Genomic DNA, 23,450 nt, shown 5'->3' on the forward strand with positions numbered 1-23,450 from the left:
GCCTCGACGTCGGCGATGGTGTCTTCGGCGACCTTTTTCTGTTCGTCGTTGGTGAAGTAGATCGCGGAGCGGTAGCTCAGGCCGATGTCGTTGCCCTGGCGGTTCTTCGTGGTCGGGTCGTGGACCTGGAAAAAGAATTCCAGCAGGTTGCGGAAGTCGGTCTGGGAGGGGTCGTAGAGAACCTCGATGGCCTCGGCGTGGGTGCCGTGGTTGCGGTAGGTGGCGTTGGGGGTGTCGCCGCCGCTGTAGCCGACGCGCGTGGACACGACGCCGGGCTGGTGGCGGAACAGTTCCTCCATGCCCCAGAAACATCCGCCCGCGAGGATCGCCTTTTCCGTGGTCATGGTTCGCCATCGTAGCGGCGCCGCAGCAGGCCGAGCACGAGCGCGAGCGGCGGCCACGCGTCCCGCCCGCGCCGGGTGGCCGTGAACGAGCGCAGCCGCACGTCCGGCCCGGTCAGCGGCAGCAGCGCCACCTCCGGCCGCGTCGGGCGCGCGACCGGCAGCAGCCCGACGCCGGGCCCGGCGACGATCAGGTCCTCCACGAGGTCGAGGCTGTCGGCCAGGTGCGTGACGCGCGGGGTGAACCCGGCCATCGACGCCAGCGTGCGCACCACGTCCTCGTCGGCGCGGTTGCGGGAGTTGCCGATCCAGTCGCGGTCGCGGAACGCCTCGAACACGGCGAGCGTGCCCTCGCCGGTCACCCGACCCGCGTCCGTCGCCGGCACGCCCAGCCCCCACTCGGCCGTCCACAGAGGACGGACGTCGAGCGACCGGTCGGTGGTCGCGGGCGCGAGGTCGTAGTCGTAGATCAGCGCCAGGTCGACGTCGTCGGCCAGCAGCTGGGTCATGGCTTCGGCAGGTTCGTACTCGCTGATCACCAGCCGCACCCGTGGATGCGTCCGCGCCAACCGGTCGGCCGCCGGTAGCAGAGCGCGCCGGATCGCCGTGGCGAAGCCCGCCACCCGCACGGTGCCCGCCGGCTCCGCGTGCGGGTCGAGGTCCGCCCTCGCGGCCTCCACGGCGGCCAAAATCGTCACGGCGTGCTCGGCCAGCCGCTGCCCGGCCGGGGTCAGGCGGACGAGGCGGCCGTCCGGTTCGAGCAGCGGCGCGCCCGTCTCCCGCGCCAGCGCGGCGATCTGCTGCGACACCGTCGACGTGGTGGTGTCGAGCACATCCGCGACGGCGCGCATCGAGCCGAGCCGCGACAGCTCGAGGAGGAACTGCAGCCTGCGGGTGTCCATGCCGCCATTGTCCAGGATTCCCGGACAGTACGTCCACGATCGGCACGTGGACACGAACGGTGACCATCGGTTCTCCTGGACGCGTGCTCTCCTCCTCCACCCGCACCGGGGCGGCGCTCGCCGTCGCCGCGATGCTCTGCGTGCAGCTCGGCCTGGCGCTGTCCGTCGGCTTGTTCGACCGAGTCGGGCCCGAGGGCGCCGCGTGGCTGCGGCTCGCCTGGGCCGGGGTGCTGCTGCTCGTGCTGGTCCGCCCGCGCCCGTCGTCGTTCAGCCGCTCGACGCTGCTCGCGTGCGTGGTGCTGGGCGTCGTCACCGCCGGCATGACGATGCTGTTCATGGCCGCCGTCGCCCGGCTGCCGCTGGGCACCGCGAGCGCGCTGGAATTCCTGGGCCCGCTCACGGTCGCGATCACGCGCGGGCGCGGCGGCAAACGCCTGTGGCCCGTGCTCGCCGCCGTCGGCGTGCTGCTGCTGACCGAACCCTGGGAGGGCGGGGCGGACCTGGTCGGCGTCGGCTACGCCCTCGCCTCGGCGGTCTGCTGGGCGACCTACATCCTGCTGACGCAGCGCGTCGGCGACGAGGTGTCGGGCGTGCGGGGCCTCGCGGTGTCCATGCCGGTGGCGGCGATCGTGGCGACGCTGGTGCAGGGGCCGGCGGTGTTCGGGCACCTGTCGTGGGAGCTGCTGCTTGCCGGGCTGGGACTCGCGATCCTGCTGCCGGTGGTGCCGTTCAGCTTCGAGATGCTCGCGCTGCGGCGGCTCACAACGTCGTCCTTCGGCACGCTCATGAGCCTCGAACCCGCTATCGCGATGACGATCGGGCTGCTCGTGCTCCACCAGGTGCCCGACCTGGCCGCGGCCGCGGGAGTGCTGTTCGTGGTGGCGGCGGGCATCGGTGCCGAACGCACGGGCGCGCGGGAACCCGTTGTGGCGCCTTAGGTTTCGGCCAGGCGAGCCCGGCGCGTTCGCAGGAAGGCGCGTTCGGTGTCGTTGCTGGCCAGGCTGATCGCCTCGTCGTAGGCGGCGACGGCTTCCGCGGTCCGGCCCAGCCGGGTGAGCAGGTCGGCGCGGGTGGCCGGCAGCAGGTGGTACCCCGGCAGGTCCAGCTCGTCCACAGTGGCCAGCGCCGCCGCCGGACCGTGCACCTCGGCCACGGCGACCGCCCGGTTGAGCGCTACGACCGGGGTCGGGGAGTGCTGCAGGAGCTGGTCGTAGAGCGCCAGGACCTGCGTCCAGTCGGTGGCCGGCCCGTCCGTGTGCACGGCGTTGATCGCGGCCTGCAGCTGGTACGGACCCGGCTGCCCCCGGCGCAGGCAACGGCGCACCAGGTCGTGCCCCTCGGCGATCAGCTCGCGGTTCCACAACGACCGGTCCTGCTCCGCGAGCACCACCAGCTCACCCGAGGGACCCACGCGCGCCGGCCGGCGGGCTTCGGTGAGCAGGAGCAGCGCCAGCAGCCCGAGCACCTCCGGCTCGTCCGGCATCAGCTCGGCGAGCGCCCGCGCCAGGCGGACGGCGTCGGCGCACAGGTCCGTCCGCAGCAGCTCGCCGGACGTCGACGTGTAGCCCTCGTTGAAAACCAGGTAGAGCACGGTGAGCACGGGCGGCAGCCGGTCGGGCAGGTCGGCCGCGCCGGGCACCCGGTAGGGGATGCCCGCGTCGCGGATCTTCTTCTTCGCGCGCACGATCCGCTGGGCGACGGTCGCCTCCGGCACGAGGTAGGCGCGTGCGATCTCCGGCACCTCCAGCCCGCCGAGCAGCCGCAGCGTGAGCGCGGTCTGCGCGAGCGGCGACAGCGCCGGGTGGCAGCAGGTGAAGATCAGGCGGAGCTGGTCGTCGCGCACGGGTCCCACCTCCTCGGGCTCGTCGCGTTCGTTCAGCAGCAGCGCCTGCGCGTGGCGCGCCTCGCGCGTGGACTCCCGGCGCAGGCGGTCGATGGCGCGGTTGCGTGCGGTCGTCACGATCCACCCGCCGGGGTTGGGCGGCAGCGCATCGGCCCATTTGGTGACGGCCACCGCGAACGCGTCCTGCACGGCCTCCTCGGCGAGCCCGATGTCGCCGAGGAGGCGCGTGAGCGTGGCCACGCAGGGGCCGTACTCGGCCCGGTAGACGCTGTCGAGGTCCACCGGCGCCTCAGCGCTGCGAGATGTCGTCGAACGGGCGCACCTCGATCAGCTGCCCGCAGGCCAGCGCGCACTTCTCGGCCCAGGCGAGCGCCTGGTCGAGGTCGTCGCACCGGATCACCCAGAACCCGCCGAGCTGTTCCTTCGTCTCGGCGAACGGGCCGTCGGTGATCGTGACCGTGCCGTCTCCGGGTCGCACGACCGTGGACGCGTGCGAGGGCCGCAGACCACCGACGAACACCCACACCCCGGCGGACTTCATGTCCTCGGTGACCCGGCCGGTCCGGGCCAGCATCGGCTCGAAGTCCTCTTCGGGCTCCGGCTTGCTCTCGTCGAGCTGGACGGCGAGCAGGTACTGCTTCATGGTGGGCTCCTTCGCTCGGGCGACCGGTCCGTTCGCCGGTCCCTCACCCTGCCCACGAACCGGCTCGACGCCATTCGACACCACGAAGGGAAAAACTTCTCGCTTTGCCGGGTTCTCGGCACTACGCGTCGGCGAGGAGCTTCTCGCGCTTGCTCGCGTAGTGGATCGCCCACGCGGCGGCCCCGAACGCGAGGCCGGTGAGCGGGTTGCCCATGGCGATCTTGGCGAAGGCGAGCCAGCCCGTGCGGTCCTAGCACCACCGCCAGCACCACGAACACCACGCCGGACGCCACGGAGCTCACGATCCCCGGGATGAGCCCCGCAAAGGAGTTCACCACCACGAACACCAGCGACGGCAGCGACGACACGAGCCGGCCCACGAGCCCGCCCGTCCGTTCCCACGCCGTGCGCGGCCGTGACTCGGAGGCGGACCCGGCGTCGTCCCGCCGGGCTTCGGTCTTCGTCCCAGGTCGCTCCACACCTCCGATTGGAACGGGCGGGAACTAGGCAAACTCCTAGCTTGGGCCTACGGCCGGGTGGTCCGGGCGGTCACCCTGCGTGGGTCCGCCGCGTGGTGAGTCGTCCCACACCCGCCGGGCCCAGCTTCGTCGCCGCGCAGGAAGGGGTCGGTTACCTGGGAGTGCGTACTTCTGGATCACCCCCGCGGTCCTTAGGCTGAGGACATGCACGTGGAAATCTGGAGCGATGTCATCTGCCCGTGGTGCTACCTCGGGAAGGCGCGGTTCGAGGCGGCTCTGGAGGGGTTCGAGCACCGGGACGAGGTGGAGGTGACGTTCCGGTCGTTCGAGCTGGACCCGTCGCGCGACACGGTGGAGCCGTTGCAGGAAATGCTGACCGCGAGGTACGGGCCGCAGGCGGTCGAGATGGAGGAGCGCCTCGCCGGGCTCGTCGCGGAGGTCGGGCTCGGGTACCGGTCCGACCGGGAGATCGGCAACACCTTCGACGCCCACCGGCTGATGCACCTCGCACGCGAGCGCGGGCTGGAGCGCCAGATGGTGGACGCGTTGTTCACGGCCAACTTCGCCGAGGCGCGTCCGCTGTTCACCGGGGACACGCTGCTCGACGTGGCGGTGGAGGCCGGTCTCGACCGCGACGACGCGAGCCGGGTGCTGGCCGATCCGGCGGCCTACGCCGACGCCGTGCGGGCGGAGGAGCGGGAAGCGGCGCAGCTCGGCGCGACCGGGGTGCCGTTCTTCGTGCTGGACCGGCGCATCGGCGTCGCGGGTGGTCAGGCCACCGAGGTGTTCGCGCAGGCGCTCGAGCGCGCGTGGAGCGAGCGCGCCGCCTGACCGGAGACCACCGGGTCCACTGTGGACGGCGTGCTCAATCGGACCAGCCGCTGAGCCGGTTGAGCAGCCGTTCCAGCACTTCCGGGTCGGCGGCGACCGGCGCGCCCGACACGGGCTCGTCCACGAGGGTGCGGCGTTCCTGCCGACGCGGCAGGCGGACCTGGCCCGCCGTCATGCCGCTGGGCAGCGGCATCTCGCACCACGTGAGACGGCCGTTGCGCAGGGGCTCCACGCCGATCCGGTCGCCGGGCGCGGTTCGCGGCGGGTTCGGGCCGACGAGGTCGTCCTCGATCTCGACCACGAGCACCTCGCCGCGCAGCTGCAGTCGCACGGTGATGAACGCGGGGGCGGCGGTGTTGCTCTGGTCCACGATGTCGCCGACGAGCCGCGACGTGGTGGCGGTGACCTGTTCCAGCATCGGCAGGAGCGACCAGTCCGACAAGATCAGGCGGACGAACAGCTCGGTGCACGGAACCGCACTGGGCTGAGCCACCAGTCGGAGATCGTCCACCTGGGTGGTGCGCGTGCTCAAGCCTCACCTTCCTCATCGGCTCACTGCCGCCCTCCGCGGGCGGGACCGGTTGGGGCATCATGCCATCGACCTCCCGCGGGTTCGCGGCGGGAGGTCGATGTGCGTGTCCGCACGCCTCACGCGTCCGGAGTCGCGCGGTGAACGTCCCAGGTCACAGCTTCGAGTGGCCCACCGCGAAGGTCGAGTGGACGACGTCGATGAACGGGATGCCGGAAATGCCCGGTGCGGACGTGCCGGGTTCAGGAATGTGAACGATCACTTGTCGCCCAGGTCCCAGAACAGGCCGGTCATGATCGCGACGGCCTCGCGCGCCAGCGGAGCGAGCAGGTGCTCGTCGGGCGCGTGCTGGGCGCAGGCCGGGTACGAGTGGGGGAGCCAGATCGTCGGCATGTCCAGGACTTCCGCGAACGCGTCGTTGGGGATCGTCCCGCCGAGGTTGGGCAGGAGCACGGGCGCGCTGCCTGTGGTGCGGGCGACGGAGTCGGCGGCCCAGCGCACCCAGGGGTGATCGGGATCCGTGCGCGTCGGCGGCCGGCTTTCGGTGACCGCGACTTCGACCATCGGAAAACCGTGCTCCGCCAGGTGGTTCCGCAGCGCCGGCTCGAGCCCGGCGAGGTCCGTGCCCACCACCGACCGCAGTTGCAGCGTCGCCTCCGCGCGGCCCGGGATGGCGTTGACCGGTGACGCTGGCGTGCCGGCGAGGAACGCCAGCACCTCCACGGTGTTCCAGCCGAACAGTCGTTCCGCGGGCGTGAGATCCGGCTCGCCCCAGCCCTCGTCGACGGCCGGGTCGTCCGCTCCGCCGCCGACCGGCACGGTGGCCAACGCGTCGCGCACGGATTCCGGGATCGCCGGGGGACGCAGTCCCGGCACCAGAATCCGGCCCCGTCCGTCCACAAGGGAGGTGATCGCAGCGGCCAGTGTGGTGGCCGCGTTGCGGAGCACGCCACCCCAGTTGCCGGAGTGGTGGTCGCGCGGGCGCAGGTCCGCGGTGAGCGTGAACTGCGTGACGCCGCGCGAGCCGAGGAACAGCGTCGGCAGGTCGGCGCGCACGCGGGGCCCGTCGGACGCGATCAGGACGTCCGCGCGCAGCTCGTCGCGCAGCTGCCCGCACACCTCGACGAGGCCGGGGGAGCCGCGTTCCTCACCGGTTTCGACGAGCACGACGAGGTTGAACCCGAGCTGCCCGCGGGCCCGCAGCACCTCGCGCAGGGCGAAGAGGTTCAGCGTGTGCTGGCCCTTGTTGTCGGCCGACCCGCGGCCGTACCAGCGCTCGCCTTCGGCGATCAGCGTCCACGGGTCGAGGCCTTCGCGCCAGCGGGGTGCTTCGCCGTTGACGACATCGCCGTGGCCGTAGAGCAGCACCGTGGGCCGGTCGGCGGACTCGTGGCGGGTCGCCACCAGCAGCGGGCACTCGGGCGCCACCGGGTTCTCGGCCACCCGGGTGCGGCAGCCCAGGGCTTCCAGGGCCGGGGCGAGCTCGTCGGTGAGGTACGCGCGCAGCCGCGGGTGCCCGGCGGTGAGGTTGCTCTCGGTCCGGTGCGCCACGCGGCGGGCGAGCTCGGCGAAGAGCTCGCCGGAGTCGAACCGCTCCAGGGCCTGGTCGATCGTGTCCGCGCGCTGCATCGAGCACCTTCCGGTCGGGGGACGCCGGGTCCGTTGTAGCACCCGGGCCCGACGAGAATGGACTCAACCTTTTCGCGGTCCCGCTCGTCTGACCGGTCATGTACGCGCGCGAGGACCGGCATGGCCCGAGGTGACAGTGAGTTTGCGGACTTCGTCCGCGCGGTCTCGCCGCGGCTGCTGCACGCCGCCTACCTGCTGACCGGCGACCGGCACCAGGCGGAGGACGACGTCCAGACCGCGCTGGTGCGCACGTACACGTCCTGGCCGCGGATCCGCAAGCAGGACCCGTTCGCCTACGCGCGCAAGGTGCTGGCCAACCACGTGATCGACCGCTGGCGCCGCCCGTACCGCGAGCAGGCCACCGAGGAGGTGCCCGAGCGCGCCGTCGAACGCGACTTCACCGTCGGCGTCGTCGACCAGGAGTGGCTCATGCGGGCGCTGGCGCCGCTGAGCCTGCGGGAACGCGCGATCGTGGTGCTGCGGCACTTCTGGGACCTGTCGGAGGCCGACGTCGCGGCCGAGCTGAAGGTGTCGCTGGGCACGGTGAAGAGCACCAACTCGCGTGCGCTGGCGAAGATGCGCGGCACGGCCGCCGAGCGGCACTCGTGCGCGGCGGGGCAGGCGTCGTGACGGATCTCGAAGCGCTGCGCGGGGTGCTGGCGGAACCGCCCGCCGTGGCGTTCACGGCCGTGGACGTGGCGAACGTGATGCGCAGGGGACGCCGGCGTCGTCGCGTGCGCCGGCTGTCGGCCGCCGCCGCGACGGTGGTCGTGCTGGTCGGCGTCGTCGTGGGCGCGCAACTGCTGCGGACGCCCGACTCGCCCGCGGTGACCACACTGGCCGTGACGGCGGCCCAGCCCGAACTACGCGCCGCGGCTCCGATCGGCGAGGTGGTGGGCACCAAGATCGTGGACCCGGAAGGCGAGGTGGTGCTGTTCTTCGAACGCGCACCGGCCGGACCTGACGCCTCGCCGTACCAGCTCGTGCTCGGCCACCGCGACGGCGACGGCATCACTTCCGAGCTCGCCACCGGCTCCCGCGCGAGCTCACCCGGCTTCCACGCGCTCACCGCGGGCCGCCCGGGCCGGGACCTGCCGCTCTACGGCTACTACTCCGGCCCCGCCACCCGCGTCACCGCGGAGGTGGGCGGCCTGATGTACGGCGCCGACACCCAGCGCGTCGAGGCCTTGGCGGTCACGGTGTTCTGGTTCCCCCGCCGCGACACCACCGTCTTGGGCGGCATCTCGACGTTGCCGATGAACGCGTACAGCGCGGTGGGTGACGCGCTGCCGAAGTAACGGCTCAGACCGTCCGCGCCGCTTCCCACGCCGCGCTCGCGCTGAAGTACGTGTCGTAGATTTCCTGGACCTCCAGGAGGCTTTCGGGGGCTGCTTTGCCGTACGCGATGCGTTCGAGGTGGCGGAAGTACTCGAAGCGCTCGACGCCCGGCGCGATGACGATGAGCAGGTCGGCGTCTTCGCCCGGCGCGGCGGCGAAGGCGTGGGTCAGGTTGGGCGGCACGACGACGAGGTCACCGCGGTCGGCGGTGACGACGGTGTCGCCCGAGAGGACCTGGACGGTGCCGCCGAGGACGTAGAACAGCTCGGCCGAGCCGGCGTGGTGGTGGGGCGCCGCGCCGTTGGCGCCGTCCTTGAGCTCGACCTGGATTGTCGACAGGGCGCCGCCCGTGGAGCTGCTGTCGGCGAGCAGCTTGACGGTCGTGGGTGCGCGGCCGATGACCTCGGCGTCGCCCGACCGCACGATCACGGAGTCGTCGAAGCTGGGAATGACGATGGACATGTGAAGCCCCCGGGAAGTCCGTCGTGGGATCGCGGCGGCGCCGGATCCGCGGCGAACCTACCACGCTCCGACCAGGCCCAGTGCCGTGAATTTCCCCAGCGCGCCAACGGTTTTCCGTGACCGGTACACCGCACTGGCGAAGAGGAGGGGTACCTCCGTATAGTGGAACGGAGGCACCCCTCCTCTTAAGCGCAGGCTCTACACACAGGGAGCGACCATGTCCGCACGCGAGGCCATCGAGGACCTGATCTTCACCTACGCCGCGCACGTCGACGCCGGGAACTTCGCCGCGGTCGGCGAGCTGTTCGCCCACGGCACCTTCGCCGGCGGCGACCCGGCGACGGGGCGCGAAGCCGTCGAGCGGTACTTCCACGACACGCTCGTGCGCTATCCCGACGGCACCCCGCGCACCCGCCACCTGACCACCAACGTGCGCGTCCACGTCGACGAGGCCGCCGGCACTGCCACGGCCCACAGCTACTGGACTGCGTTGCAGGCCGCACCCGGGCTGCCGCTGCAGCCCATCGCGTCGGGCCACTACGACGACCGCTTCGAACGCTCGCACGGCGCGTGGCGCTTCGTCGAACGGCGTCCGCACGTGGCGCTGGCCGGGGACCTCAGCCACCACCTCAAAGCCGCGTGACCCGCCCGCTGCGGGCCGACGCCCGCCGCAACCGCGACCGGCTCGTCGCCGAGGCCGGGGTGGCGTTCCTCGCCCACGGCACGGGCGCGTCGCTCGAGGAGATCGCGCGCCGGGCCGGCGTCGGGATCGGCACGCTCTACCGCCACTTCCCGCGCCGCGAAGACCTGCTCGACGCGGTGTTCCAGGGCGAGGTGGACGCGCTGCTCGACCTCGGCCGGGAGCTGGCGCGCGCCGACGACGCGTTCGGTGCCCTCGGTACGTGGCTGAGGGCCGTGGTCGACCGCCACCGTGCGTGGCAGGCCATCGCGGCGGCGACGGGCCAGGACCGTCCGAACGCGACACTCGCGGCGTCGCGGATTCCCGTTGAACAGACCGGGAAAACGCTGCTCGCCCGAGCACAAAAGGCGGGGGAGGCCCAAAGGGGTGCGACGATCGCCGACCTCCTGCGCCTCGCCGGCGCCATCGGTCAGGCAGCCGACGAAACGCCGGACGACCCGAAGCTGCCGGACCGCCTGCTGCACCTCGTGGTGGAAGGGCTGCGGGCTCAGCCGCGCACGGGCAAGCGCGCGAGGTAGTGGTCGCGGGCCGTGAGGCTCGTGTCCAGGTGCCGCACCAGCGGCTCGAAGAACGAGCTGCGGTACGTCGAGTCCGTGACCGCGCCGGCCGCGAAGTACAGCGCCGAGAACGCGGCGATGAACAACGACACCTGCAGCAGCTCGTTGGCGATCGGCATCTGGATACCGAACAGGGTGCCCGGTGTCGGATCGTGCCCGACCCATGACTTGATCACCGGCGCGCGGACCGTGATCACGCCGAACGCCACGAAGAACACGAACGTGAGCACCGACAGCACGAGCGTCTGCAGGATCTGCGTGAGCAGCAGGACGAGCACCATGTTCGCCCGCTCCAGCTTGGTCAACGGCACCCGCTCCGGCGCGGGATCGGTGCACGACGCGAACGGGGTCCCGTCCAGCGTGTCCGGTTCGGCGGGCTTCTTCGCCTTCGTCAGCGACCGGACCTCGTCCGACAGCGTGGACACGAGGAACAGCACCGCCACCACCGAGAAAAGCCCGACGACGAGCCAGATCCGGTGCCGGGTGAGGTCGGCGGTGACCTGCCAGATCTCGGTGGTGAAGAAACCGAACACGGTGAACAGCAGGAGCAGCGGCAAGGCGCGGGACGTGAGGTCACCGAGGCGGCCGAGCTGGCGGAACGCGGCCCGCAGCGCCCAGCCGAGAATCGACCCGCCGCCGAAGAACGCCGCGACGAGCAGCACCACCAGCAACCCGAGCTGTTCCAGCACCCCGACCACCAGCGAGTCGTGCGGCGGCGCCGCGGCGTCGACGATCGGGTTGAGCACCAGGAACACCGCGGCCACCCCGAGCGCGACGGGTGTGCCCCGCCGCGCCGGCACGCGCCGCTGGACCCAGCGCGCGGCGAGCCACGCGCCGACCGAGGGCACCACCACGTACGCGAGGAGCACGACGAGGTAGAGCAGCGCGAACCAGGTCTGGTCCATCCGCCGCGCGAACTCGTCGTCGCTGCCGCCGTCGAGCACCGACGTGGCCGTGGTGAACAGCAACCCGAGCACCACGAACACCTCGGCGGGCACGATCCGCACCAGCAGGTGAGCCGGGCGGCCGCGCACCACCGACGGCAGGCCGCGCCGCCGGAACCACTGCTCGGCGGCTTCGCGGTCGTAGGGTTCGCGCGCGCTGTCCACGTCGGGTGACCTTAACGGGACTCGCGTGAACTCTCCTGGCGGAACGCGATCAGCCGCGGCGACGCTTGCGCAGTGCGTCCCGCGTGCGTCGGCCGACGAACAGCGTCGGCACCGACAGCGCCACGCTCACGCCGAGCGGCAGGCCCTGCTGCCACGCCGGCGCGCCGAGCGCCACCGGCGTCGCCGAGTCCTGCGCGTCGAAGTCGCTGACCCCGCCCCAGCGTGACGGCGGCAGCACGATGAAGCGCGCCTTGCCGATCACGTCGTCGACCGGCACCGTGCCGTTGACACCGCCCCCGCCTTGGCAGGTGGAGTCGCACGAGTCGTTGCGGTTGTCGCCCATCACCCACAGGCTGCCCTGCGGCACGGTGACCGGGGCGAACGACTTCTGCGCCGGGTCGTTCGGGTCGATCCAGTGGATGTAGGGCTCGTCGAGCGCTTTGCCGTCGACGATCACCCGGCCTTGCGGGTCGCAGCACTGCACCGTCTGCCCGCCGACGGCGATCACGCGCTTGACGAAGTCCTGCTCGTCCGGCGGCGCGAAGCCGACGAGCGAGCCGAGCTCGCGCAGTCCCTTCGCGAAGATGTTGCTCGGCTCCTGCGGCGCGATCTCGTGTTCCGTCCACGGACCGGGTCCGCGGAACACGATCACGTCACCCGGCGAGGGGTCGGTGAAGTCGTAGGTGACCCGGTCGACGACCACGCGGTCGCCGAAGCACCCCGTGCAGCCGTGCAGCGTGGTCTCCATGGACTCGGACGGGATCATGAAGACCTTCGCCACGAACTGCTGGATCAGGATCGTGAGCACGAGGGCGATCACGATCAGGATCGGCAGTTCCTGCCAGAACGGACGTTTCTTGCGCGCCTTGCGTCCGCGACCGTCCGAACCGGACGACTCGCCCTCACCGTCCTGATCAGGACGTTCGGGGTCACTCTCGGCGGAACCGCGGGGGATGGGGTCGACCACGGGGCCAGGCTACCGACTTCCCGCTCAGCGCCGCCGCAGCACCACCGATCACGATCGGGGTGTCGTCCCGCTGAGGGATCACTGGGGTTTCCCGCAGTCGCGCCCGCTTGGCGTGAAGTGATCTTGACCGGAGGGAGCCGGCGGTGGACACACCCGTGCTGAAATGCGGGAACCTGGTGCTGGGCGAGCTGGATCCGGTGCTGCGCGCCGTGCGTGACACCGGTCCGGTGGCCCGCGTGCGGACGCCGGCGGGTGACGAAGCCTGGCTCGTCACCCGGCTCGCGGAGCTCAGGCAGCTGCTGCTCGACCCGCGGCTGGGCAAGACACACCCCGATCCGGGCGACCGGCCGCGGCCCGCGAACGCCACGGCGACATCCGGGGCGCGCTCGTGCCCCACTTCACCGGCCGCAAGATGCAGCGTCTGGCCGACCGCGTCGCGGCGATGGTCGACGAGCAGATCGACGTCGTGCTCGCGGCCGGGCCCCCGGCCGACCTGCACACGACTTCTCGCTGCCGCTGTCGTTCCGGATCCTGTGCGACCTCGTCGGCGTGCCCGATTCAGACGGCTTTCTCGCCTTGCTCCTCGGCGCCGGCGAGGTCGACGCCGAGCACGCGGCGGCCGCGGCGCTGGACGAGCTGTACGCGTACCTGCGCGAGCTCGCGCGCCACAAACGAAGCACCCTTGGCGACGATCTCGCGTCCACGCTGTGCAAGATGATCCCGGACGACGCCGATGTGTCGGGCCTGCTCGCGCTCGCGAGCTTCTCGTTCCTCGTCACGCCGAGCAACCTCAGCGCGGGCATCGCACTGCTCGCCGGCACCCCGGCCAGCGCGACCGTGTGCGGGCCGACCCGCGCCTGCTCGACACGGCCGTGGAAGAGGTGCTGCGCGTGGGCCGGGTCGCCGAATCCTGCGTGCCGCGGTACGCGGCCGAGGACATCGCCGTGGCCGACATGGTGATCCGCGCGGGTGATCTCGTGCTGTGCGACCACTACTCGACCGGCTTCGACGACCTCGTGTTCGCCGATCCCGAGCGCTTCGACGTCGGGCGCCGCCCCAACCCGCACCCGGCGTTCAGCTACGGCATGTCGCACTGCATCGGCGCTCCGCTCGCGCGGGTGGAGCTGCGCGCCGCGTAAAACGCTTTGCTGCGGCGGATGCCGGACTTGCGCCTGGCCGTCCCGTTCACCGAGATCCCCATGCTGGGCACGGAACTCGGCGACCAGGTGGGCGGGTCGATCGCCCGGCTCCCGATGACCTGGTGAGTGCCCGGCCTAGACTGCCGCGCATGCCCGAAGCTCTCGTCACCGGCGCGACAGCCGGAATCGGCGCGGCGTTCGCCCGCCGGCTCGCCTCGGACGGATTCGGGGTCGTGCTCGTCGCCCGGGACGCCGCCCGGCTCGAGCAGTTCGCGCGCTCGCTGCGGGCCGACCACGGCGTGCCGGTCGAGGTCCTCGTGGCGGACCTCGCCACGGACGCCGGGATCACCCGCGTGGAGCAGCGCGTGGCCACGGTGGACCTGGTGGTGAACAACGCCGGGTTCGGGCAGCAGGCCGAGTTCCTCGAGACCGAGGTGGCCGCCGAGCTGGACATGCTGCGGGTGCACTGCGAGGCCGTTCTGCGGATCACGAAGGCGGCGTTGCCCGGCATGCTGGCCCGACGGCGCGGGGGAGTGATCAACGTCGCGTCGGTGGCGGCGTTCTTCTCGCGTGGCACCTACAGTGCGTCGAAGGCCTGGGTCGTCGTCTTCAGCGACAGCGTGCGCGAACAGGTGCGCGGCAGCGGGGTGCACGTGATGGCGCTGTGCCCCGGCTGGGTGCGCACGGAGTTCCACGAACGGTCCGGAATGGACACCAGTGGCATCCCGGACTCGCTGTGGCTGGACGGGGAGACCCTCGTCGCCGCCGCGATCCGCGACTTCCGCCGCGGCACGGCGGTGAGCGTGCCGGACGTCCGGTACAAGGCCGCGGCGGCGCTGGGGAAGCTGCTGCCCCGCCCGCTGATGACACGGATCGCGGCGCGGACGGGCAGCAAACACTGATACAGGGCCGAAAGTCTCCGTGCCCCGAAAAGTCTCAGTGCCCGAACGCTTCCGCGAGCCACCACGAGCCACCGTCGTCGGAGACTTTCGCGTCGATCACCAGCGGCGCTTCGCGAGGACCGTCGAGCCACCTCGTCACCGCGGCCAGGTCGCCAGGCGTGCGCACGGTGACGCCGGTGCAGCCGAACCCGCGGGCTATCGCCGCGAGGTCCGTGTCGGGGAAGCGCACTGTGTCGAGGTCGGCGTCGCCGAAGTGGTGGACCTCAGCGCCATAGGCGGCGTCGTTGTAGACGATCACCACCAGCGGCAGCCGCAGCCGCACCGCCGTCTCCAGCTCGGAGATCGCCATGTGGAACCCGCCGTCGCCGGCGCCGAGCACGGGCAGCCGGTCCGGGCGCGCGAGGGCCGCGCCGATCGCCGTGCCCAGCCCGAGCCCGACGCACTGGTAGGCCTGCGTGAAGCAGAACCCGTTCTCGTCCGGCACGGACAGGTACGCGCTCGGGTAACCCATGAAATTGCCCGAGTCGATCGACACCACCCGCCGGGCGGGCAGCAGGTCGTCGAGGCGGGCGCTGAGCGTGCGCGCGTCGATGCGGCCGTCGCCGGAGTTGTCGAGGTGCGCCACGTCGTTCCAGCGCACCTCGGCCGCCAGGCGCGCCGCGACCTCGGGGCCGCGGTAGCCCGCGGCCTTGTGCCCGCGCGCTTCCAGCAGTTCCAGTACGTCGACCGCCGTGGCCGCGACGTCGCCGACCACACCGAGGTCGATCGGCCGGTGCGCGCCGAGCGCGGCCTGCTCGCGATCCACCTGTACGAGCCGAGCCCGCGGCCCGAGCAGCTTGCCGTGGCGCGTGGTCCACATGTTCAGCGCGCAGCCCCAGCCCACGACCAGGTCCGCGTCCGCGATCAGCTCCGCGGTGAGCGGTGACGAGAAGCCGCCGCTGATCCCGAGTGACCACGGGTCGTCGTGGAAGAGGCCGTTGGCCACGGCCGAGGTCGCCAGCAGGGCGCCGGTGACGTCGGCCAGCGCCCGCAGCGCGGTGGCCTGGCCACGGGCGCCGCGGCCGGCGATGAACACCGGGCGCCGCGCGTCGGACAGCAGCTCCGCCAGCTCGTCGGACACCGCGGTCTCCGGCCGGATCGGCGCGGGACCGGGCATCTCCGGCGCTTCGCCGGGCGGCGGGGCTTCGTGCTGCTGCAGGTCGATTGGCAGGCTGAACACGACGGTCCGGTTCTCCTGCCGCGCGGTGCGGAACGCGCGGATCGTGTCGGCGAAAGCGGATTCCGCCGAATGCACGCGGTCGGCCACCGCGCCCACCGCGATGCCGAGCGCGTCCTGGTCGATCTTGAAGTTCGACAGCACGGCCGCCGCGGCGGCGTCGGCGGTGACCACGACCATCGGCGTGCGGCTCTTCGCGGCCTCCGTGATGCCGGTGATCGCGTTGGTCAGCCCGCAGCCCTGGTGCAGGCTCAGCACGGAGACCTGGCCGCTCATCCGCGCGTACGCGTCGGCCATGCTCGCCGCGCCGCCTTCGTGGCGCGCGGCGACGAAGCGCACGCCCGCCGCCCGCAGCGCGTTGGTCACCTCGAAGTTGCCGCTGCCGACCACGCCGAAGGCCATACCCGCGCCGAGGTCGGCGAGCGTGCGCCCGACGAGTTCCGCGACCTTCACGCGCCACGCTCGACGAGCGCGAACACTCGGGCCGGGCTGCCGGAGCCGCCGACGATCGGCAGCGGGCTGATCACCAGCATCGCGCCGGTGGCGGGCAGGTTCGCCAGGTTGCGCAGCTGCGTCAGGCCGAACTTGCCCGCGCCGAGCAGCAGTTCGTGGCACGGGAAGGCCGGGTCGAGCCCGGGCGCCTGACCGGCGTCGGTGCCGACGGTCTCCACTCCCAGCCCCGCGATCGGCGTCTCCTCGGCGAGCCACTTGGCGCACTCCGGCGAGATGCCGGGGGTGTGCGAGCCGGACTCGTCGGCGTTGAGGAACTCGTCCTGGTCGCTGGAGTGCACGTCCCAGCCGCTGCGGTAGAGCAGCCACGCGCCCGCCGGCAGCGCGCTGTGCTCGGACTCCCACTCGCGCACGTCTTCGATGGACAGCAGGAAGTCGGGGTTGCCCTCGGCTTTCGCCGACGCGTCGAGCACCACCGCGGGCGCGACGAGCGTGCTCAGCGGCGCCTGGGCGACGTCGAGACCGTCCTTTCCGGACAGCCAGTGCACCGGCGCGTCGAAGTGGGTGCCGGTGTGCTCGCCGGTGTGGATGTCGTTCCAGTACCAGCGCGGGCCGCGCTCGTCGTAGCGGCTGATCTCCTCGAGCCGGAACGGGATCGTGTTCGCGAACGGCTCGGGCAGCTGCAGGATCGGGGTGCTCGAGGTCAGGGGAGCGGTGAGGTCCACGACCTCGATGCCACCCCCGGTGATCGCCGCGCTCAGCTCGGCCAGCAACGACATGTGTCCTCCAGTGCTCGACGGTGAACTGCTCATCCGTGAAACCTGGGGGAGACCCTATGCCCCGCAAGGGGTTCCGGGGAACCGCTCAGCCGGCGCGCAGGCCGTAGAAGCCGGCGATGTGCCGCGTCACCTCGGCCGACGCACGATCCGGGTCGCCGGTTTCGATCGCGTCGAGGATCCACGTGTGTTCGGTCGCGAGCTGCCACGCCGTGGCGGGCCAGTCGGCCGTCCGGGCGTACCCGGCGGTCATCTCGTCGCCCACGGCGTCTCCGAGCGAGGCGAGCAGCACGGCGGCGAGATCGTTGTGCGCGGCGCGGGCGAGGCCGAGGTGGAAGCCGGAGTCGAGCTCGCGGAACCGCACGCGGGTCACGCCGGGACGGCCCATCTCGGCGGTGACCTCCCGCAGCTGTTCGAGGTCCTCCGGAGCCGCGCCGCGGGCCGCGCGCGCCGCCGACGAGCGTTCGAGCTCGAGCCGGATGGACATGAGGTCACCGGTGGCGAACCGCGACAGCGAGAGGTGCAGCCGGAGCAGCTTGTGCAGCGCGCCGCTCGGTTCGCCGGCGACGACCGCGGCCGCCGTGCCCGTGGCCGCCGGTTCGAGTACGCCCGCCGCCTCCAGGGCGCGGACTCCGTCGCGCACGTGCGCGGGCCCGACGCCGAGGGCCCGAGCCAGGTCGCGTGCGGCGGGCAGGGGGTCGCCCGCGCCCAGCCGCGCGCTGAGGATCCAGTCCTGGATCCCCGCCAGCGCCTGGCCGGGTGACCCGAGGTACCGCACGTTGTCCGGTTGGCCCATCGATCGGACCGCCTCCTCGACCGCGTTGTCGGATTTCCGGCTGGTCCGAGCCTAGGTCAGCGGTGGTCAGACCACAATGTGGACTGCTCCGGTAAGTCCAGCTCGTCGGCAAGCGGTGCGAAGAACGCCTCGACGGCCGCGTCGTCGACCTCCGCGAGCGTGCCCGGGCGCCAGCGAGGTGAGCGGTCCTTGTCGAGGATCGCCGCCCGGATGCCCTCGGCCAGGTCGGGATGCGCGAGGAATCGGCTGCACAGGCGGAAGTCCTGGCGCAGGCATTCCTCGATCGAGGTCATTCCACGGGCCTGGCGGACCGCTCGCAGCGTCACCTTGAGTGCCGTCGGGGCGGCCGCGGTGATCGCGGCGCGGGCTTCGCGCGGCCCCGGCTCGTCGATCGCATCGAGGCGGTACAGCACGTCTTCGACGGTGGTCGCGCCGCCGTACGCGTGGTCGATCCAGCACCGCGCGGCCGCGAGCGGCGCAGGGCCGGGATCCTCGGCGTACTTCGCCACGGTCGCCTCGGGTGCAGCGCCTGCGGCGAGGTCTTCGACGAGCGGCGCCAACCGGCCGGCGGGTACGTGGTGGTCCGCGAGTCCACAGTGGACCGCGTCGCCAGGGCCCACGCGACCCGCCGTCAGCGCGAGGTGCACGCCGAGCTCCCCGGGGGCACGGGCGAGCAGCAGCGTGCCGCCGACGTCGGGTGCGAGGCCGATCGCGACCTCCGGCATCGCGAGCACCGAGCGTTCGGTGACCACCCGGACCGCCGCGTGCGCGCCGATCCCGATCCCGCCGCCCATCGTGATGCCGTCCATGAGTGCGACGACGGGTTTCGGGTAGCGCGCGAGGCGGGCGTCGAGCCGGTACTCCTCGCGCCACAGCGTCCGGGCGACCGCCGGATCGCCGACGGCCGACGAGTGCACCACGCCGATGTCGCCGCCCGCGCAGAACGCCCGATCGCCCGCGCCGTCGAGCACCACCGCGGTCACGGCGGGGTCGGACTCCCACTCGTCGAGGGCGGTCAGCATCGCCCGGATCATGGGCAGGTCCAGGGCGTTCAGCGCCTCCGGGCGGTTCACGGTCAGCCTGCCGATCGCCCCTTGTCTGCGGGCCAAAACGGTGCTCACGTCGATCAAGTCGGACACCTTCGCCTTCGTGCAGCCGGGTGGTGCTTGGGCACAGGGTTGCACAGCGCCTTGCACGAACCGCCCCTTGCACAAACCGTACGCCCACTTCTATGGTCAGACCACATTCAAGGCAAGACCAGATGCAATTCAGGTCGTGGAACGAGGTGTGGACACGGTGGGTGAGAGCGGCGGCGAACCGATCCGGGTGATGCTGGCCAAGATCGGGCTGGACGGCCACGACCGGGGCGTGAAAGTCGTCGCGCGGACCCTGCGCGACGCGGGCATGGAGGTGATCTACACCGGCCTGCACCGCAGCCCCGAGCAGGTGCTGGAAGCGGCCGTTCAGGAGGACGTCGACGTGCTCGGCGTCAGCCTGCTCTCCGGCGCCCACATGCCGATCTTCACCCGCATCTTCGAGCTGATCGACGCGATGCCCGACCGGCCCGGGTTCGCGATCGTCGCCGGCGGCGTGATGCCGGACGAGGACGAGGAGGCGCTCAAGAAGATGGGCGTCGCCGAGGTACTCGGCCAGGACACCACCCCGGAGACGATCGTCGAGCGCATCCGCGCGCTGGTCGGCGTGACGGAGGAGGCCTGATGGAACAGTGGACTTGGCCGCCGCGCTACGACGAGACCTACCGCCCGCCGTCCGGGCAGGCGCACTGGTTCCCGCGCCGCGAGACCATGCCGGCCGGGGAGCGGGACGAAGCGATCCTCGCCCGCATCCGTGAGGTGATGGCCTACGCGTGGGACCACGCGCCGTTCTACCGGCGCAAGTGGGAGGAAGCGGGGATCCACCCGTCGGCCATCCGCGACCTGTCGGACTTCGAGAAGGTTCCCGTGGTGCGCAAGGAAGAGCTGCGCGCCGACCAGGCGGCCCACGAGCCGTTCGGCAGCTACCTCGCCGTGGACCCGAGCGAGGTCAAACACGTGAACGGCACGTCGGGCACCACCGGCCGCCCGACCGCGTTCGGCATCGGCGAACGCGACTGGCGCAGCGTCGCCAACGCCCACGCCCGCGTGATGTGGGGGATGGGCATCCGCGAGCACGACACGGTGCTGGTCGCCTCGCCGTTGAGCCTCTACTGGGGTTCCTGGGGCGCCTATCTCGGCGCGGAACGCCTCGGCGCCCGCGTGTTCCCGTTCGGCGCGGGCACGCCCGGGCAGACCGCCCGCACGGTCATGTGGATGAAGCAGATGGGCGTGACCGTGTTCTACGGGACGCCGTCGTATGCGCTGCACCTGGCCGAGGTCGCCGCCGACGAGGGCGTGGACCCGGCGGATCTGGGGCTGCGCAAGCTGTTCTTCTCCGGCGAGCCCGGCGCGAGCGTGCCGACCATCCGCGGCCGCATCGAGGCGGCTTTCGGTGCCGAGGTCTACGACTCGGGCAGCATGGCCGAGGTCAGCCCGTGGATGCACCTCGGTGCCGCGAACCACGAGCCGGGTGTGTTCGCCTGGCAGGACCTCGTCTACACCGAGGTGTGCGACCCCGTGGACCACCACCGCGTGGACTACGGCCGTGAGGGCACGCCCGTCTACACCACGCTGGAGCGCACCAGTCAGCCGATGATCCGGCTGCTGTCCAACGATCTGACGCGCTGGGAAGCGCCCTCGGCCGACCGCGGCCGCACGTACCCGTTCCTGCCGCAGGGCATCTACGGGCGCATCGACGACATGTTCACCGTGCGCGGCGAGAACGTGTACCCGAGCGCGATCGACGACGTGGTGATGGCCGCCGAGGGCTACGGCGGCGAGCACCGCATCGTGATCAGCCGCAAGTCCACGATGGACACCCTCGCCGTGCAGGTGGAGCACCGCGGCGTCGCGGAGTCCACTCTGGACGGCTGGGCCCGCGCCATCGAGGACAAGCTGCGCCGCGCGCTCGGTGTCGGCGCGCACGTCGTCCCGGTGGAGTACAAGACGTTCGACCGCACCGAGTTCAAGGCCCGGCGGGTGATCGACGACCGCGACCTGCTGCGCCGCCTCGGAAGTGGGTCGTGAAGACGCCGGGCGACGTGGTCGGGCGGGTGCTCGCTGGGGAGCACCCGGCCATCGCACGGATGCTCACGTTCGTGGAACGGCGTACGGCCGGGGTCGACGAGGCGCTCGCCGAACTGCACGGCAAGGCAGGCAACGCCCACGTCCTGGGCCTCACGGGGCCACCGGGCAGCGGCAAGAGCACGCTGGTCAAGTCGCTGACCGAGTACTACCGAAAGCAGGGCAAGACGGTCGGCGTGCTGGCGGTGGACCCGTCCAGCGTGTTCAGCGGCGGCGCGATCCTCGGCGACCGCATCCGGATGACGGGCCTCGCGGGCGACGAGGGCGTGTTCATCCGGTCCGTGGCCACCCGCGGCGCGCTCGGCGGGCTCTCACGCGCGACGCTCGACGCGATCACCGTGCTCGACGCCGCCGGCAAGGACGTGGTGGTGCTCGAGACCGTCGGCGTCGGGCAGGCCGAAGTGGACGTGATCAGCGCCGCCCAGACCGTCGCCGTGGTGAGCGTGCCGGGCATGGGCGACGACGTGCAGGCGATCAAGGCCGGCCTGCTCGAGATCGCCGATGTGCACGTGGTGAACAAGTCCGACCGCGAAGGCGCCGCCAAGACCGTGGCGGAGCTGCGCGACATGCTGCGGCTTTCGCACCGCAAGCCGCACCAGTGGAACGTGCCGATCCAGCAGACCGTCGCCGCCACCGGCGACGGCGTGCCCGAGCTCGCCGAGCAGTTCGCCGCGCACCTGGCATGGATGACCGAGCACGGCGAACGCGAGCGGCGCGCCCGGCGCAACAGCGCGACCCGCATCCGGTGGGTCGCCGAACAGCTCGTGCTCGACGGGCTGCGCCCCGGCGTCCCCACGTTCGACCGGGCGGTGGACGACGTGACCGCGCGCCGGGAAGACCCGCTTTCCGCCGCGCGCCGCCTGGTTGGGCGGCCGGGTGTGACGACTGACGAGGAGGAACTGTGGTGAACGAGCACGACCCGGCCCCGGCCGACTCAGCACTGACGACCGAGGCGCTCGTCGAGGCGGTCACGCGCGAGCTCGCCGGCTGGGAGGGGGACGAACTCGCGGCGTTCGTCGACCGCCAGCCCGAATCGCGCGAGGTCTACCGCTCCGGCAGCGGCATGGCGGTGCAGCGCGTCTACACGCCCGCCGACCTACCGGACGACTGGCACGACATCGGCCTGCCCGGCCGCTACCCGTACACGCGCGGCCCGTACCCGACGATGTACCGCGGCCGCACCTGGACGATGCGCCAGATCGCGGGCTTCGGGCAGGCCGAGGAGACGAACAAGCGGTTCCAGTACCTCATCGCCCAGGGCCAGACGGGCCTGTCCGTCGACTTCGACATGCCGACGCTGATGGGCCTGGACAGCGACGACCCGATGAGCCTCGGCGAGGTCGGTCGCGAGGGCGTCGCGATCGACACGCTGCCCGACATGGAGGCGCTGTTCGACGGCATCGACCTCGAGAAGATCAGCGTGTCGATGACGATCAACCCGTCGGCGTGGATCCTGCTCGCGATGTACGTCGCCGTGGCCGAACAGCGTGGCTACGACCTCAACAAGCTCTCGGGGACGATCCAGAACGACATCCTCAAGGAGTACGTCGCGCAGAAGGAGTGGGTGTTCCCGGTCCGGCCGAGCATGCGGATCGTGCGCGACACCGTGGTCTACGCCAGCGAGCACATGGCGCGCTACAACCCCGTCAACATCTCCGGTTACCACATCAGTGAGGCCGGGGCGAACGCGTTGCAGGAGATCGCGTTCACGATGGCCATCACGAAGGCCTACGTGGAGGACGTCGTCGCCACCGGGGTCGACGTGGACCAGTTCGCCTCACGGCTGTCGTTCTTCTTCGTCAGCCAGGCGGACCTCTTCGAGGAGGTCGCGAAGTTCCGCGCGGTGCGGCGGTTCTACGCGAAGATGATGAAGGAGACCTTCGGCGCCAAGAACCCGCAGTCGATGCGGCTGCGCTTCCACGCGCAGACGGCGGCCGCCACGCTCACGAAACCGCAGCCGCTCAACAACATCATCCGCACCGCGCTGCAGGCCCTCTCGGCCGTGCTCGGCGGCGCGCAGTCCTTGCACACCAACGGTCTCGACGAGGCTTACACGATCCCGAGCGAGCAGGCGATGAAGGTCGCGCTGCGCACGCAGCAGATCATCGCCCACGAAACCGGCGTGCCGAACGTGATCGACCCGCTCGGCGGCTCGTACTACGTGGAGAACCTGACCGATCGCCTCGAACAGGGCATCCACGACTACTTCACGAAGATCGAGGAGCTCGGCGGCGTGGTGGCCGCGATCGAACAGGGCTTCTTCCAGCGCGAGATCTCCGACACCGCCTACGACTACGCGCGCCGCAAGGCCAGCGGTGACCGGCCCGTGATCGGTGTGAACTCCTACGTCGACTCCGGTGACGGCGAGAAGATCGAGACCCACAAGCTCGACCCGGAGTCCGAAGCCCGGCAGCTCTCGCGCCTCAAGCAGGTGCGGGCCGACCGGGACCCCGACCGGGCGAAGGCGGCGATGGAGCACCTGCTCGCCGTGGCGGCCGACCCGGCGGCGAACCTCATGCCCGCCACGATCGAGGCCGTGAAGGCACACCTGTCCATGGGAGAGATCACCGGTGCGCTGCGTGATGTCTTCGGCTCCTACACCGAAACGCCGGTGTTCTGACGAGCCCAGCTCCAGTCCCCACCCCCTCACCCCCTCTCAACG

At 71.6% G+C, this 23,450-nt stretch carries 26 protein-coding genes; 13 read left to right on the top strand and 13 right to left on the bottom strand.

What is annotated here, in order from left to right:
- On the bottom strand, window positions 1–344 hold a 344-nt coding region (gene msrA, locus ABZU76_RS39970; RefSeq protein WP_354879946.1), incomplete at its 3' end, for a peptide-methionine (S)-S-oxide reductase MsrA.
- On the bottom strand, window positions 341–1,243 hold the full coding sequence (locus ABZU76_RS39975; protein WP_354879949.1) for a LysR substrate-binding domain-containing protein: 903 nt from the start codon (window positions 1,241–1,243) through the stop codon (window positions 341–343). The genes ABZU76_RS39975 and msrA, both read right to left, overlap by 4 nt.
- An 83-nt stretch (window positions 1,244–1,326) precedes the next feature.
- Here ABZU76_RS39975 and ABZU76_RS39980 point away from each other — a divergent pair, with 83 nt between their 5' ends.
- Window positions 1,327–2,181 carry an EamA family transporter gene (locus ABZU76_RS39980; protein ID WP_354879951.1) on the top strand — a complete coding sequence of 285 codons (855 nt, stop codon included), beginning with the start codon at window positions 1,327–1,329 and terminating at the stop codon, window positions 2,179–2,181.
- Here ABZU76_RS39980 and ABZU76_RS39985 read toward each other — a convergent pair.
- Both ABZU76_RS39985 and ABZU76_RS39990 read right to left on the bottom strand, forming a co-directional pair.
- Window positions 2,178–3,368, bottom strand: coding sequence for an RNA polymerase sigma factor (locus ABZU76_RS39985; protein ID WP_354879954.1), 1,191 nt, complete (start codon window positions 3,366–3,368; stop codon window positions 2,178–2,180). The genes ABZU76_RS39980 and ABZU76_RS39985 overlap by 4 nt on opposite strands.
- Before the next feature lie 7 nt (window positions 3,369–3,375).
- Complete coding sequence (locus ABZU76_RS39990) at window positions 3,376–3,729, bottom strand: YciI family protein (RefSeq protein WP_220240488.1); 354 nt, start codon at window positions 3,727–3,729, stop codon at window positions 3,376–3,378.
- Between the two features lie 683 nt (window positions 3,730–4,412).
- Between ABZU76_RS39990 and ABZU76_RS39995 the strand changes: the two genes are divergently transcribed.
- Window positions 4,413–5,039, top strand: a complete 627-nt coding sequence (locus ABZU76_RS39995) for a DsbA family oxidoreductase (protein WP_354879957.1) — start codon at window positions 4,413–4,415, stop codon at window positions 5,037–5,039.
- Window positions 5,040–5,073: 34 nt separating this feature from the next.
- Here ABZU76_RS39995 and ABZU76_RS40000 read toward each other — a convergent pair whose 3' ends face one another.
- Together ABZU76_RS40000 and ABZU76_RS40005 are read right to left on the bottom strand one after the other, a co-directional pair.
- Window positions 5,074–5,571, bottom strand: a complete 498-nt coding sequence (locus ABZU76_RS40000; protein ID WP_220240491.1) for an ATP-binding protein — start codon at window positions 5,569–5,571, stop codon at window positions 5,074–5,076.
- Window positions 5,572–5,826: 255 nt separating this feature from the next.
- The gene (locus ABZU76_RS40005) at window positions 5,827–7,197 is read right to left on the bottom strand and encodes a M20 family metallopeptidase (protein WP_354879960.1); all 1,371 of its coding nucleotides are present in this window, start codon (window positions 7,195–7,197) and stop codon (window positions 5,827–5,829) included.
- A gap of 120 nt (window positions 7,198–7,317) precedes the next feature.
- Between ABZU76_RS40005 and ABZU76_RS40010 the strand changes: the two genes are divergently transcribed.
- Both ABZU76_RS40010 and ABZU76_RS40015 read left to right on the top strand, forming a co-directional pair.
- The gene (locus ABZU76_RS40010; RefSeq protein WP_354879963.1) at window positions 7,318–7,827 is read left to right on the top strand and encodes a SigE family RNA polymerase sigma factor; all 510 of its coding nucleotides are present in this window, start codon (window positions 7,318–7,320) and stop codon (window positions 7,825–7,827) included.
- The gene (locus tag ABZU76_RS40015) at window positions 7,824–8,495 is read left to right on the top strand and encodes a hypothetical protein (protein ID WP_354879966.1); all 672 of its coding nucleotides are present in this window, start codon (window positions 7,824–7,826) and stop codon (window positions 8,493–8,495) included. The genes ABZU76_RS40010 and ABZU76_RS40015 overlap by 4 nt, the downstream gene beginning before the upstream one ends.
- A gap of 4 nt (window positions 8,496–8,499) precedes the next feature.
- Here the strand turns inward: ABZU76_RS40015 and ABZU76_RS40020 are convergent, their stop codons facing one another.
- Window positions 8,500–8,997 carry a cupin domain-containing protein gene (locus ABZU76_RS40020; RefSeq protein ID WP_354879968.1) on the bottom strand — a complete coding sequence of 166 codons (498 nt, stop codon included), beginning with the start codon at window positions 8,995–8,997 and terminating at the stop codon, window positions 8,500–8,502.
- Window positions 8,998–9,214: 217 nt separating this feature from the next.
- Here ABZU76_RS40020 and ABZU76_RS40025 point away from each other — a divergent pair, with 217 nt between their 5' ends.
- On the top strand, window positions 9,215–9,640 hold the full coding sequence (locus ABZU76_RS40025) for a nuclear transport factor 2 family protein (protein ID WP_354879971.1): 426 nt from the start codon (window positions 9,215–9,217) through the stop codon (window positions 9,638–9,640).
- Window positions 9,637–10,215 (top strand): TetR/AcrR family transcriptional regulator, encoded by a 579-nt coding sequence (locus tag ABZU76_RS40030; RefSeq protein ID WP_354879974.1) that lies wholly within the window; start codon window positions 9,637–9,639, stop codon window positions 10,213–10,215. Before ABZU76_RS40025 ends, ABZU76_RS40030 begins: the two co-directional genes overlap by 4 nt.
- On the opposite strand, the gene ABZU76_RS40035 is transcribed toward ABZU76_RS40030, so the two are convergent.
- Together ABZU76_RS40035 and lepB are read right to left on the bottom strand one after the other, a co-directional pair.
- On the bottom strand, window positions 10,185–11,363 hold the full coding sequence (locus ABZU76_RS40035) for a hypothetical protein (protein ID WP_354879977.1): 1,179 nt from the start codon (window positions 11,361–11,363) through the stop codon (window positions 10,185–10,187). The genes ABZU76_RS40030 and ABZU76_RS40035 overlap by 31 nt on opposite strands.
- 49 nt (window positions 11,364–11,412) lie before the next feature.
- Window positions 11,413–12,330: a signal peptidase I gene (gene lepB / locus ABZU76_RS40040; protein WP_354879980.1), complete on the bottom strand. Its 918-nt coding sequence runs from the start codon at window positions 12,328–12,330 to the stop codon at window positions 11,413–11,415.
- Window positions 12,331–12,879: 549 nt separating this feature from the next.
- Here lepB and ABZU76_RS40045 point away from each other — a divergent pair.
- The 3 genes from ABZU76_RS40045 (at window position 12,880) to ABZU76_RS40055 (ending at window position 14,371) form a co-directional block, all read left to right on the top strand.
- The gene (locus ABZU76_RS40045) at window positions 12,880–13,290 is read left to right on the top strand and encodes a hypothetical protein (protein ID WP_354880230.1); all 411 of its coding nucleotides are present in this window, start codon (window positions 12,880–12,882) and stop codon (window positions 13,288–13,290) included.
- Entirely contained in the window at window positions 13,245–13,469 is a 225-nt protein-coding gene (locus ABZU76_RS40050) for a cytochrome P450 (protein WP_354880221.1), read from the top strand. Before ABZU76_RS40045 ends, ABZU76_RS40050 begins: the two co-directional genes overlap by 46 nt.
- 149 nt (window positions 13,470–13,618) lie before the next feature.
- A complete protein-coding gene (locus ABZU76_RS40055) occupies window positions 13,619–14,371 on the top strand; it encodes an SDR family oxidoreductase (protein ID WP_354879983.1) in 753 nt (250 codons plus the stop codon).
- 34 nt (window positions 14,372–14,405) lie between these two features.
- Here the strand turns inward: ABZU76_RS40055 and ABZU76_RS40060 are convergent, their stop codons facing one another.
- The 4 genes from ABZU76_RS40060 to ABZU76_RS40075 all read right to left on the bottom strand — a co-directional run bounded on the left by ABZU76_RS40060 (window position 14,406) and on the right by ABZU76_RS40075 (window position 18,730).
- The gene (locus ABZU76_RS40060) at window positions 14,406–16,040 is read right to left on the bottom strand and encodes a thiamine pyrophosphate-binding protein (RefSeq protein WP_354879986.1); all 1,635 of its coding nucleotides are present in this window, start codon (window positions 16,038–16,040) and stop codon (window positions 14,406–14,408) included.
- On the bottom strand, window positions 16,037–16,816 hold the full coding sequence (locus ABZU76_RS40065; RefSeq protein WP_354879989.1) for a cyclase family protein: 780 nt from the start codon (window positions 16,814–16,816) through the stop codon (window positions 16,037–16,039). Before ABZU76_RS40065 ends, ABZU76_RS40060 begins: the two co-directional genes overlap by 4 nt.
- Window positions 16,817–16,901: 85 nt before the next feature.
- Entirely contained in the window at window positions 16,902–17,609 is a 708-nt protein-coding gene (locus ABZU76_RS40070) for an FCD domain-containing protein (RefSeq protein WP_354879992.1), read from the bottom strand.
- Between the two features lie 56 nt (window positions 17,610–17,665).
- On the bottom strand, window positions 17,666–18,730 hold the full coding sequence (locus ABZU76_RS40075; RefSeq protein WP_354880224.1) for a 3-hydroxyisobutyryl-CoA hydrolase: 1,065 nt from the start codon (window positions 18,728–18,730) through the stop codon (window positions 17,666–17,668).
- A 154-nt stretch (window positions 18,731–18,884) separates the two neighbouring features.
- Here ABZU76_RS40075 and ABZU76_RS40080 point away from each other — a divergent pair, with 154 nt between their 5' ends.
- From ABZU76_RS40080 to ABZU76_RS40095, 4 genes are read left to right on the top strand one after another with little or no spacing between them, the layout of a single operon-like run.
- Window positions 18,885–19,328 (top strand): cobalamin B12-binding domain-containing protein, encoded by a 444-nt coding sequence (locus ABZU76_RS40080; protein ID WP_354879995.1) that lies wholly within the window; start codon window positions 18,885–18,887, stop codon window positions 19,326–19,328.
- Window positions 19,328–20,731 carry an AMP-binding protein gene (locus tag ABZU76_RS40085; protein WP_354879998.1) on the top strand — a complete coding sequence of 468 codons (1,404 nt, stop codon included), beginning with the start codon at window positions 19,328–19,330 and terminating at the stop codon, window positions 20,729–20,731. Before ABZU76_RS40080 ends, ABZU76_RS40085 begins: the two co-directional genes overlap by 1 nt.
- Complete coding sequence (meaB, locus tag ABZU76_RS40090) at window positions 20,728–21,696, top strand: methylmalonyl Co-A mutase-associated GTPase MeaB (protein WP_354880001.1); 969 nt, start codon at window positions 20,728–20,730, stop codon at window positions 21,694–21,696. The genes ABZU76_RS40085 and meaB overlap by 4 nt, the downstream gene beginning before the upstream one ends.
- Window positions 21,693–23,408 carry a methylmalonyl-CoA mutase family protein gene (locus ABZU76_RS40095; protein WP_354880004.1) on the top strand — a complete coding sequence of 572 codons (1,716 nt, stop codon included), beginning with the start codon at window positions 21,693–21,695 and terminating at the stop codon, window positions 23,406–23,408. Before meaB ends, ABZU76_RS40095 begins: the two co-directional genes overlap by 4 nt.
- Window positions 23,409–23,450 lie beyond the last annotated feature (42 nt).

Origin of the sequence: Amycolatopsis sp. NPDC005232 (genome assembly GCF_040607795.1) — a bacterium.
Lineage (GTDB): Bacteria > Actinomycetota > Actinomycetes > Mycobacteriales > Pseudonocardiaceae > Amycolatopsis.